This is a genomic window from Streptomyces sp. MAI_2237, from assembly GCF_054189285.1.
The window spans coordinates 1,159,163-1,169,947 of the sequence record NZ_JAJPGQ010000003.1 but is presented as its reverse complement, the minus strand read 5'-3'; the positions used below and the strand labels follow the sequence as shown (position 1 = coordinate 1,169,947).

Annotated in this window: 8 protein-coding genes and 2 pseudogenes; 1 reads left to right on the top strand and 9 read right to left on the bottom strand. The window is 71.0% G+C overall.

Going from position 1 to position 10,785, the window contains the following annotated elements:
- Positions 1-42: 42 nt before the first annotated feature.
- The 6 genes and pseudogenes from LN251_RS15705 to bldG all read right to left on the bottom strand — a co-directional run bounded on the left by LN251_RS15705 (position 43) and on the right by bldG (position 7,146).
- A complete protein-coding gene (locus tag LN251_RS15705) occupies positions 43-240 on the bottom strand; it encodes a hypothetical protein (RefSeq protein WP_458244970.1) in 198 nt (65 codons plus the stop codon).
- 501 nt (positions 241-741) lie between these two features.
- A complete protein-coding gene (locus tag LN251_RS15700) occupies positions 742-2,259 on the bottom strand; it encodes a DUF7059 domain-containing protein (RefSeq protein WP_458244969.1) in 1,518 nt (505 codons plus the stop codon).
- A gap of 439 nt (positions 2,260-2,698) precedes the next feature.
- Positions 2,699-3,292 (bottom strand): small secreted protein, encoded by a 594-nt coding sequence (locus tag LN251_RS15695; RefSeq protein WP_458244968.1) that lies wholly within the window; start codon positions 3,290-3,292, stop codon positions 2,699-2,701.
- Positions 3,293-3,523: 231 nt separating this feature from the next.
- Positions 3,524-5,932: a sodium-translocating pyrophosphatase gene (locus tag LN251_RS15690; RefSeq protein ID WP_458244967.1), complete on the bottom strand. Its 2,409-nt coding sequence runs from the start codon at positions 5,930-5,932 to the stop codon at positions 3,524-3,526.
- Between the two features lie 324 nt (positions 5,933-6,256).
- A pseudogene (locus tag LN251_RS15685) lies at positions 6,257-6,689 on the bottom strand (ATP-binding protein).
- Positions 6,690-6,804: 115 nt separating this feature from the next.
- On the bottom strand, positions 6,805-7,146 hold the full coding sequence (gene bldG, locus LN251_RS15680) for an anti-sigma factor antagonist BldG (protein WP_003975386.1): 342 nt from the start codon (positions 7,144-7,146) through the stop codon (positions 6,805-6,807).
- Between the two features lie 79 nt (positions 7,147-7,225).
- Between bldG and LN251_RS15675 the strand changes: the two genes are divergently transcribed.
- Positions 7,226-9,853, top strand: a complete 2,628-nt coding sequence (locus tag LN251_RS15675; protein WP_458244966.1) for a DEAD/DEAH box helicase — start codon at positions 7,226-7,228, stop codon at positions 9,851-9,853.
- Positions 9,854-9,893: 40 nt separating this feature from the next.
- Here the strand turns inward: LN251_RS15675 and LN251_RS15670 are convergent.
- From LN251_RS15670 to LN251_RS15660, 3 genes and pseudogenes are all read right to left on the bottom strand, one after another.
- A pseudogene (locus LN251_RS15670) lies at positions 9,894-10,172 on the bottom strand (Rv3654c family TadE-like protein); the annotation flags it as partial.
- The gene (locus LN251_RS15665) at positions 10,169-10,534 is read right to left on the bottom strand and encodes a TadE family type IV pilus minor pilin (RefSeq protein WP_458244965.1); all 366 of its coding nucleotides are present in this window, start codon (positions 10,532-10,534) and stop codon (positions 10,169-10,171) included. The pseudogene LN251_RS15670 and the gene LN251_RS15665, both read right to left, overlap by 4 nt.
- Entirely contained in the window at positions 10,521-10,730 is a 210-nt protein-coding gene (locus tag LN251_RS15660) for a DUF4244 domain-containing protein (protein WP_058924082.1), read from the bottom strand. The genes LN251_RS15665 and LN251_RS15660 overlap by 14 nt, the downstream gene beginning before the upstream one ends.
- Positions 10,731-10,785: the final 55 nt, after the last annotated feature.

Genomic DNA, 10,785 nt, shown 5'->3' with positions numbered 1-10,785 from the left:
GATCACCTCCCGATTACCTCGTCCGCAGCTCCGGGGCCGCTTTCACACTCGGGTCAGGCACCAGGCCGCGAGGGTCAGCGCGATCACCGACGCGAGGCTCGCGAGGGCCGCCGATGCGACCGGGTTCACACCGTGCGCGACGGGCTCGCCGTGCCGCACCCGGGCCACGGTCCACACCAGCAGCGCTCCGCCGAACAGCGCGAACACCGCTCCAGCGAAGATCGCCGGTCCGCTCTCCATGGCTCCCCGTGCCCCTTTTCCACCCGTCCGCGCGTGCCCCGTCCGGGGAGACTGGCACGGCCGGGAGACGGCCGGGCGAACCCGAGGTGAACGCCGGGCCGACGCGCCTGTGGATCGTCGCCCACCGTCACACCGGCCCGGACCGGACCGGGCGCGGATACTCCTGCAGCCGTCGGTCCGGGCGCCGGTCGCCGCGCCGGGTACCCGGCACCGCGCACCCGGCGCGCGGGCCGCGCCGAATTCGTCGCGGTGATCTTTACCGGCGTCGTCCGCGCCCTTCTCCCGCTCAATTCGGCGGGGGTCCACAACGCCTATGACCTGGTGGGCACGCGCTTTCCCACGGCTTGCGGGTGGTCTTTCCCGATCTTCGCCGCCGGGTGCGCCAACCGGTCGGCGGATCCGGCGGAAGAGGGAATCGAGCGAAGCGTCGGGCAATAGGAAAATCTTGGCCTGTTTTCATATGCCGGTGGAGAATGCCGCCGCGGGCTCCCGGCGCGTCGCTCAGGCCGGCTCCAGGAAGCCCTGCTCCACCAGCAGCCTGATCTGAGCGGGCGTCCGGTCGCGCAGCAACACCGGGTCCTCCCCGACCAGTTGCGCGATGGCGTCCAGGATGCGGCCCGCGCTCAGCGAGCCGTCGCACACCCCGGCGAAGCCCGCGCCGACCGTGTCGACCTTCGTGGCCCGGCGCATGCCGCGGTGCTGACGCAGCACCACATGCTCCGGGTCCTCGGCCCCGGGCAGCCCGACCTGCTCCTGTACGACCTCGGCGACGAGCCTGAAGTGCCCTTCCAGCAAGGCCGCGTCGTCGTGTGCGCGCAGGTAGTCCAGCCGCTCGAAGTGGGCCCGCACCGCGTCGCCGAGCGGCTGCTCGACCGCGTGCGGCCACTCCTCCACGGTGATCGAGGGCTCGGCGGCCGTCGTCCGGCGCAGGGTGATCCAGCCGAAGCCGACCGCCTTCACCTTGCGCGCCTCGAACTCGTCCAGCCACGCGTCGTACCGCGCCTGGTACTCGACCGGGTCCCCACGGTGGTCACCGGCGTCCCTGAGCCACAACTCGGCGTACTGCGTGACGTCCTGGACCTCGCGCTGCACGATCCACGCATCGCATCCGCGCGGCACCCACGACCTGAGCCTGTCCTGCCAGTCCTCCCCCTCCACGTGCTGCCAGTTGGCGAGGAACTGCGCGAAACCGCCCTCCCGCAGCCGTTCCCCCGACTGCTGAACGAGCGAGCGGCACAGATCGTCCCCGCCCATTCCACCGTCGCGGTACGTCAGCCGGGCGCCCGGCGAGATGACGAAGGGCGGGTTGGAGACGATCAGGTCGTACCTCTCGTCGTCCCGCACCGGTTCGAAGAGGGAGCCCTCGCGCAGGTCGGCCGCCGGCGCGCCGGACAGGGCCAGGGTGAGCGCCGTGATGTGCAGCGCACGCGGGTTGACGTCGGTCGCCGTCACGCGCGTGGCGTGCTGGGCGGCGTGCAGTGCCTGGATGCCGGAGCCCGTGCCGAGGTCGAGGGCCGACGCGACGGGCGTACGGACGGTGATGCCGGCGAGGGTGGTCGAGGCACCGCCGACGCCGAGGACGACGCCTTCGTCCTTGCTGCCGATCCCGCCGGCGCCGCCGACCGCGCAGCCGAGGTCGGACACGATGAACCAGTCCTCGCCGTCGGACCCGCCGTACGGCCGTACGTCCACGGTCGCGGCGACCTCGTCGGCCCCGGCCGGCGCCAGCCATCCGCTCTCCAGGCAGGCGCCCAGGGGCAGAACGTCCGCCACGCGTGCGTGCGGCACCGGCTGCTGCAGCAGGAACAGCCGCACGAGCAGTTCCAGCGGCGTGTCCCCACGGGTCGCGCGGAGCGCGGGCACGATCTCGCTGCGGGCCAGCGCCGCGTACGCGGGCGCGCCGAGCAGGTCGAGCAGCCCGTCGGCGGTGAAGGACTGCGCGAGCAGCGCGTCCCGCAGCCGGGCGGCCACGTCGGGGCGGTCGGAGGCGGGCAGGGCGGGAAGGCTGGAGGTACTCACGCCCCCATTGTGGCCGTGCCGACCCCCCGCCCGCAGCTCCGCGTCAGCCCACGCCCGAGGGGGCCGAGCCCGACCCGGCCCCCACAGCGACTCTTCTCAGCTCGCAGCCGACGGGGCCGCGACCGACACCGACCCCGCAGCCCCGTCAGCCCGCCGCCGATAGGCCCGTGCCGCCCGCCGCCCCCGCGTTGCTCGTCAGCTCGCCGTAGACGAGGCCGTAAGGCAGCTTCTTCTCAGCCCGCCGCCGACAAGCCCGTGACAGACACCGACCACGCAGCTCCTCGTCAGCCCGCCACCGACGAACCCGTGCGGGCCGCCACCCCACGCTTCTTCTCAGCCCGCCGCCGACAGGGGCCGCGGCCGAGGCCGACCCGGCAACTCCTTGCCGGCCCGCCGCCGACAGGCTCGCTCGTAACAGCAGCCGCCCCCGCGTTCCTCGTCAGCTCGCCGTCGACGAGGCCGTGGCGGATGCCGACTTGCAGCTGGTCTGCTTCGCCATCGCCTGGCCGACCTCGCCCTCCTCCAGGGTCTTCAGCGCGTCGTTCCCGCTCTGGCTGAGCTTGTCCAGCGAGGTCGCGATGTTCTTGAGGCCGTCGGCGAACTTCGCCTGGTCCTTGGTGTCGAGCTTGTCGACCTGGGTCTTCAGCGAGGCGTAGGACGTGCCGATGCCGTTGAGCTCCTTGACCGCGTCCTGCTGCTTCTTCGCCCCGTTGTCCACGTTGGGCGCCCCGGCCTTCTGCACGGCGGCACCGATCGCCTTGTAGGCGTCGGACATGTCCTGGAAGGCCTGCGCGTCGGTCTTGCGCACCTCTTCCGGCGTGCTGTTGTCCGAGGTCTCCTTCTGGATCGCGGCGTTGGCGGCCTCGATCTTCTTCGCCTGCGGCTGCACGGCGTCGCAGACCTGCTTGGCCCAGGCATCCAGCTTGTCGTTGCCCTTGTCGCTGCTGCTGCAACCCGACAGCGCCACTACCAGTACCGCACCGCCGGACAGTGCGGCAGCGAGCTTCTTGTTCACCGGATTGGTCCCTTCCATGGCTCTCCGGCCCCGGAACATACACGCCGCACGGACGACACCCCCATTCCGGGCGCCCGCTTAAAGGCTCTTTAGGGCCATTTGCGCCAGGCGAGAGAAGGCTCACCGTGAGGCTGCACACATACAACGGGCACAGCCGGGCACACGGGGCGCACACATGCGAAGACGGGCGGGCGACGCGTCAACACGCGCCTCCCGCCCGCCCCTTGGAGCAGGACCTCGTAAGGCCGTCTAGGAAACCACCGCGGGATCGGTGGGGTTGGCCACCCGCTCGGACTTGCCCTCCTCGTCGCCCACGGCGATCCCGCGCCGCTTGGAGACGTAGACCGCCCCCACGATGACGAGGAGCGCCAGGATCGCGATCCCGATCCGGACGCCGAGGTTCTTGTCGCTGCCGTAGGAGAACTTGATCACCGCGGGCGCGATGAGCAGCGACACCAGGTTCATCACCTTCAGCAGCGGGTTGATCGCGGGACCCGCCGTGTCCTTGAAGGGGTCGCCGACCGTGTCGCCGATCACGGTGGCGGCGTGGGCCTCGCTGCCCTTGCCGCCGTGGTGGCCGTCCTCGACGAGCTTCTTGGCGTTGTCCCATGCGCCACCGGAGTTGGCGAGGAACACCGCCATCAGGGTGCCCGCGCCGATCGCGCCGGCCAGGTAGGAGCCGAGCGCGCCGACGCCGAGCGTGAACCCGATGAAGATGGGCGCCATCACGGCGAGCAGACCTGGCGTGGCCAGCTCCCTGAGGGCGTCCTTGGTGCAGATGTCGACGACGCGTCCGTACTCGGGCTTCTCGGTGTAGTCCATGATCCCGGGGTGCTCGCGGAACTGCCGGCGCACCTCGAAGACCACCGAGCCCGCCGACCGGGACACCGCGTTGATCGCCAGCCCCGAGAAGAGGAAGACGACCGCCGCGCCCGCGATGAGACCGACGAGGTTGTTGGGCTGGGAGATGTCCATCGAAAGGCTCAGCGGGGCGCCCTTGCCGGTCAGCTTCTCGCCCACGTCGTGGACGTTCGTGGTGATGGCGTCCCGGTACGACCCGAACAGCGCCGACGCCGCCAGGACGGCGGTGGCGATGGCGATGCCCTTGGTGATGGCCTTCGTCGTGTTGCCGACGGCGTCCAGGTTGGTGAGCACCTGGGCGCCGGCGCCCTCGACGTCGCCGGACATCTCGGCGATGCCCTGGGCGTTGTCGGAGACCGGCCCGAAGGTGTCCATGGCGACGATCACGCCGACCGTGGTGAGCAGGCCGGTGCCGGCCAGCGCCACCGCGAACAGCGCGAGCATGATCGACGTACCGCCGAGCAGGAAGGCGCCGTAGACACTGAGGCCGATCAGCAGGGCGGTGTAGACGGCCGACTCCAGACCGACCGAGATACCGGCGAGGACGACGGTGGCCGGGCCGGTCAGCGAGGTCTTGCCGATGTCGCGGACCGGGCGGCGGGTCGTCTCGGTGAAGTAGCCGGTGAGCTGCTGGATGACGGCCGCCAGCAGAATGCCGATCGCCACCGCGACGACCGCGAGGATCCGCGGGTCGCCGTCCTTGGCCCGGATGGCGGCGTCGGTGACGCCATCGAGGTCCGAGTACTTCGACGGGAGGTAGATGAAGACGGCCGCCGCCACGAGCGCCAGGGAGATCACCGCGGAGATGAAGAAGCCGCGGTTGATGGCCGACATCCCGCTGCGGTCCGCGCGGCGCGGGGCCACGGCGAAGATGCCGATCATGGCGGTGACGACGCCGATCGCGGGCACGATCAGCGGGAAGGCCAGTCCGGAGTCGCCGAAGGCCGCCTTGCCGAGGATCAGCGCGGCGACCAGGGTCACGGCGTACGACTCGAAGAGGTCGGCCGCCATGCCCGCGCAGTCGCCGACGTTGTCGCCCACGTTGTCGGCGATGGTCGCGGCATTGCGCGGGTCGTCCTCCGGAATGCCCTTCTCGACCTTGCCGACCAGGTCGGCGCCGACGTCGGCGGCCTTGGTGAAGATGCCGCCGCCGACACGCATGAACATGGCGATCAGCGCGGCTCCGAGTCCGAAGCCTTCGAGCACTTTGGGCGCGTCGGCCGCGTACACCAGCACCACGCAGGAGGCGCCCAGCAGACCGAGCCCCACTGTGAACATGCCGACTACGCCGCCCGTGCGGAAAGCGATCTTCATGGCCTTGTGCGAGACGGCGGTGAGATCCTTTTCGGGCTCACCTTCCGCCGGGGTCGCTTCCCGGGCCGCCGCGGCAACGCGCACATTGCTGCGTACCGCCAGCCACATGCCGATATAGCCGGTGGCCGCCGAGAACGCGGCGCCGATCAAGAAGAACGCCGATCGGCCTGCGCGCTGATTCCAGTCGTCCGCGGGCAGCAGCATGAGCAGGAAGAACACGACGACGGCGAATACGCCGAGCGTGCGCAGCTGACGGCCCAGATAGGCGTTGGCGCCTTCCTGGACCGCTTCCGCGATCTTCTTCATGCTGTCGGTGCCCTCGCCCGCGGCCAGCACCTGGCGTACCAGGATGCCCGCGACCACGAGCGCGGCCAGCGCGACGGCCCCGATGACCATCACGATGATCCGGTTGTCGTCGGTCAGGACTGCGGCTGCGAAGGTTGTGGAGTGGTCCAGCTGATGAGGGGTAGAAAGCCCCGCCATTCGTCCTCCTTGACGCTTGGGCTGAGCTCAAGATGTGGACGGATTCTAGGTACCCGCACCTGATCAAAACAGAGCGCGGGAAACGGAATTAGCCTTCACATGCTCTTCAGCAAATGATCGACGTCACGCCACGGAACCCGAAAGTGGTAACGCCCCAAAGCCATTGACGCCGCCATTTACTTGATCGAATTATCTCCTGATTGATCGTGAAGGAATTCACGAAATGCATCTTGCCTGACCACTGTAGGCACGATCACCGCACGCCGACATGCCGAAGGGCCCTACGGCGTAGGGCCCTTCGGTACAGAAACGGTGGCGCGGGACTCAGGGGAGCACTGCGACGGGTGGTGTGGTCGGCCAGGTCATCCGGATCGACCCGCCGTGCTCCCCGGCCCTGACTTCGACGTCGTCGACGAGGCCCGCTGATGACCGCGAGGCCCATCTCGTCCTCCTCGGTCTCCACGTCGTCGCCCGCGGCGCCGGGTGCCCGGTCTCCCGGAGTCGCCCGGGGTGCCTCGTCGCCGACCTCGATGGAGAACTGCTTCTCCTCCTCGACCAATTTCACCTGCACCGGTGAGGTGATGCCGGCGCTCTGGTGCAGCCCGACGGCCCGGCTGCAGGCCTCGCCGACGGCGAGCCTGACCTCGTCGAGGACGGCCTCGTCCACTCCGGCCCTGCGCGCCACCGCTGCCGCCACCAGTCGGGCGGTCCTGACGTGCTCGGGCAACGCGCTGAAGCGGAGTTCAACGGTGGCCATGCATCCCCCTCGCAACTACGGGCGTGCGGTCGGGGGACCGGGCTGCCGAAGGCCCGGACCCCCTGATGGATCTTCGTCCGCCTGGGAGCGGTCACTTCCCGCCCCGGGGCGGTGGTCAGTCGGTCGCCGCCACTGCTTCCTCGACCGAGGTGTGGATCGGGAACACCTTGGTGAGACCGGTGATGCGGAAGATCTTCAAAATGCGCTCCTGGTTGCAGACCAGGCGCAGCGAGCCCTCATGGGCTCGTACCCGCTTCAGGCCGCCGACCAGCACGCCGAGCCCGGTGGAGTCGAGGAAGTCGACGCCCTCCATGTCAACGACGAGGTGGAAACTCCCGTCGTTCACCAGCTCGACCAGCTGCTCGCGCAGCTTGGGCGCGGTATATACGTCGATTTCGCCACCGACCTCGACGACCGTACGATCGCCGACGGTACGGGTCGACAGGGACAGGTCCACGGATCCTCCAGCACCTTGCTATCGAGCGGTCGCCCCTCGGGACGTTCGGCTTCAGCCCCCGGACGGTTCGCCAGCCGCGATGGCATTCAATCACTTACCGGCAGGCGTGCACGACGCCTTGGTCCCATTGTCCGTCACGCCAGTGACACACTCGGTGCCGATGGCCAAGAATCACCGATCCGATCGATCCCCGACGGACACCGCCTCCGGGCTCGCCCCGGGCACGGTCCTGGCCCGGCTCGCCTCCGGACCGAGCCGGGCTTCGCGCATCACTCATACGGAGCACTTGCCCCCGCGCGAGGGTCGCCATGCCGTCTGGCCTGACCGGATTCGTTCGGAGGTCATCGCCGCCGTACAGGCCTGTGGCATCGAACACCCCTGGGCCCACCAGGCACTCGCCGCCGAGCACGCCCTCGACGGCGACTCGGTGGTCGTCGCCACGGGCACGGCGTCCGGCAAGTCCCTGGCGTACCTCGCGCCCGTCCTGTCCACCCTTCTGGACGGCTCGGAGGCCCCGAACGGCCGCGGCACCACCGCCCTCTACCTGGCCCCCACGAAAGCTCTTGCGGCCGACCAGTGCCGATCCGTGAAGGAACTTTCACAACCTCTGGGAAATGCCGTACGTCCCGCGGTCTACGACGGCGACACCCCGTTCGAGGAACGCGAGTGGGTCCGCCAGTACGCCAACTACGTCCTGACCAACCCGGACATGCTGCACCGCGGCATACTCCCGTCCCACCCCCGCTGGTCCTCCTTCCTGAAGTCGCTGCGGTACGTCGTCATCGACGAGTGCCACACCTACCGGGGCGTCTTCGGCTCCCACGTCGCACAGGTCCTGCGGCGCCTGCGCCGCCTGTGCGCCCGCTACGGCTCCTCCCCCGTCTTCCTGCTGGCCTCCGCGACCGCCGCCGAGCCGGCCGTCGCCGCCCGCCGTCTGACGGGCCTGCCGGTCGTCGAGGTGGCCGACGACGCCTCTCCCCGCGGTGAACTGGTGTTCGCCCTGTGGGAACCCCCGCTCACCGAGCTGCACGGCGAGAAGGGCGCCCCCGTCCGCCGTACCGCCACCGCCGAGACGGCCGACCTGCTGACCGACCTGGCCGTGCAGGGCGTCCGCTCGGTGGCCTTCGTCCGCTCCCGGCGTGGCGCCGAACTGATCTCCGTCATCGCCCAGGAACGCCTCGCCGAGGTCGACCGGTCACTGGCCCGGCGTGTCGCGGCCTACCGGGGTGGCTACCTCCCGGAGGAGCGCCGCGCCCTGGAGCAGGCCCTGCACTCGGGCGAGCTGCTGGGCCTGGCCGCGACGACGGCCCTGGAACTCGGCATCGACGTCTCGGGCCTGGACGCCGTCGTGATCGCCGGCTATCCGGGCACCCGCGCCTCCCTGTGGCAGCAGGCCGGGCGCGCCGGGCGTGCCGGGCAGGGGGCGCTGGCGGTGCTGGTCGCCCGTGACGACCCTCTGGACACCTTCCTGGTCCACCACCCCGAGGCCCTCTTCGACCGGCCCGTGGAGTCCACGGTCCTCGACCCCGACAACCCCTACGTCCTCGCCCCGCACCTGTGCGCTGCCGCCGCGGAGATCCCCCTGACCGACGAGGACATGGACCTCTTCGGCCCGCAGGCCGAGTCCCTGCTGCCCCAGCTGGAGGCCGCGAAGCTCCTGCGCCGCCGTACCCGGGCCTGGCACTGGACCCGCCGGGAGAGGGCCGCCGACCTCACCGACATCCGCGGCGGGGGCGGCCGGCCGGTCCAGGTCGTCGAGGCCGGCACGGGCCGCCTGCTCGGCACCGTCGACGAGGGCGCCGCCCACTCGACCGTCCACGAGGGAGCGGTCCACCTCCACCAGGGCCGCACGTACCTGGTGCGCTCCCTGGACCTGGAGGACTCGGTGGCGCTCGTCACCGAGGCGAATCCCCCGTACTCGACGGTCGCCCGGGACACGACGGCCATCTCCGTGCTGGAGACGGACACCGAGATCCCCTGGGGCGAGGGCCGCCTGTGCTACGGCTCCGTCGAGGTCACCAACCAGGTCGTCTCCTTCCTGCGCCGCCGCGTCATCACCGGCGAAGTGCTCGGCGAGACCAAACTCGACCTCCCTCCTCGTACGCTGCGCACCCGCGCGGTGTGGTGGACGGTCACCGAGGACCAACTCGACGAGGCCCGCATCAACCCCGAGATCCTCGGCGGCGCCCTGCACGCCGCCGAGCACGCCTCGATCGGCATGCTGCCCCTGTTCGCGACCTGCGACCGCTGGGACATCGGCGGCGTCTCGATCCCGCTGCACCCCGACACCCTGCTGCCGACGGTCTTCGTCTACGACGGCCACCCGGGCGGCGCGGGCTTCGCCGAGCGCGCCTTCCACACCGCCCGCGCCTGGCTCACCGCCACCCGCGAGGCCATCGCCTCCTGCGAGTGCGAGGCCGGCTGCCCGTCCTGCATCCAGTCCCCCAAGTGCGGCAACGGCAACGACCCACTGCACAAACGCGGGGCCGTACGACTCCTCACGGTGCTGTTGCGGGGGGCGCCGGAGGAGGGACCGGGGGCCCGGGAGGAACTCGGGGCGCGGGAGGAGCGGCCGTCGGGCCCCGACGAGAAGCCGCGAGGCCGGGAAGCGCGGCCTGAGGGGCGGGAAGACCGGCCGGAGGAGCGGCCGGAGGAGCGGGAAGTGGCGCCGTCGGCTCCGGCTCCGCAGGTCCCGCCCGGGCCCTGACCTCGGCCGCGAACGGTCCTCTTCCCGAGGCCGCCGTCACGTCCGAGACCTGGCCCACGACCACGCACCGCACGAGCCGCACGCCCTGCGCCCGGGCCAGTCGGTCCGCCCGCGCACAGGCCGCCCCGGTGCCGTCCGCCCACCGGTCCGCCGCCGCGAGCGCCGCCAGGTCCGCCCCACCGGCCGCCCGGTGCCGGACCACGACGGCCTGCCCGAGAGCCAGTACGACGCCGAAGACGACGCACAGCACGGCGATGGCCCCGAGGCTCCAGACGGTGGCCGAGCCGCGGTCGGAGCGCCACGCCGTCCCGTTTCTCATCGCCCGGCTCCCACCGTCTCCTCGGCCGCCGCAACGGCCTCCTCGCGTACCTCGAACGGCAGCCCCCGCAGGGCCGGCGGCTTCGCCACGACGACGACCCTCACCTGGTCCCCCTCCCGGCCGACCGTGACCCGCGCACCGCGCGGCGCCGCCTCCCGAGCCACCCGCAGAACCGCGTCGGCCGGGTCCTGCCTAGCCGCGGCCCGCGCTCCGGTCCTCGCCGCGTCCACACACTGGATCCGCGCGGCGACCACCAACAGCCCCCAGACCAGTGCCATCGCGAACATCACCAGCACTGGCAGCACGACGGCCGACTCCGCCGTCACGAACCCGCCGTCGGCCCTCCGCCTACATCCGCGCATCGAGGGCCCGCTTCACGATGCCCTGCAACTCCGCGCTGACGGTGCCGCTCGTCACCACCTTGTAGAGCATCGCCGCGAACGCCACCGCCGCCACGATGCCCACCGCGTACTCGGAAGTGACCATCCCCGCGTCCCTCCGCGCCGCACGCGCCCTGCACACCAGGGCGCGCAGCCGCGCCCGAACCACCTTGCACATCGCAACCCCCTTGAGGATCAGCTTCATCGGTCGGCGACCGCTCTCGTCGCCCCTG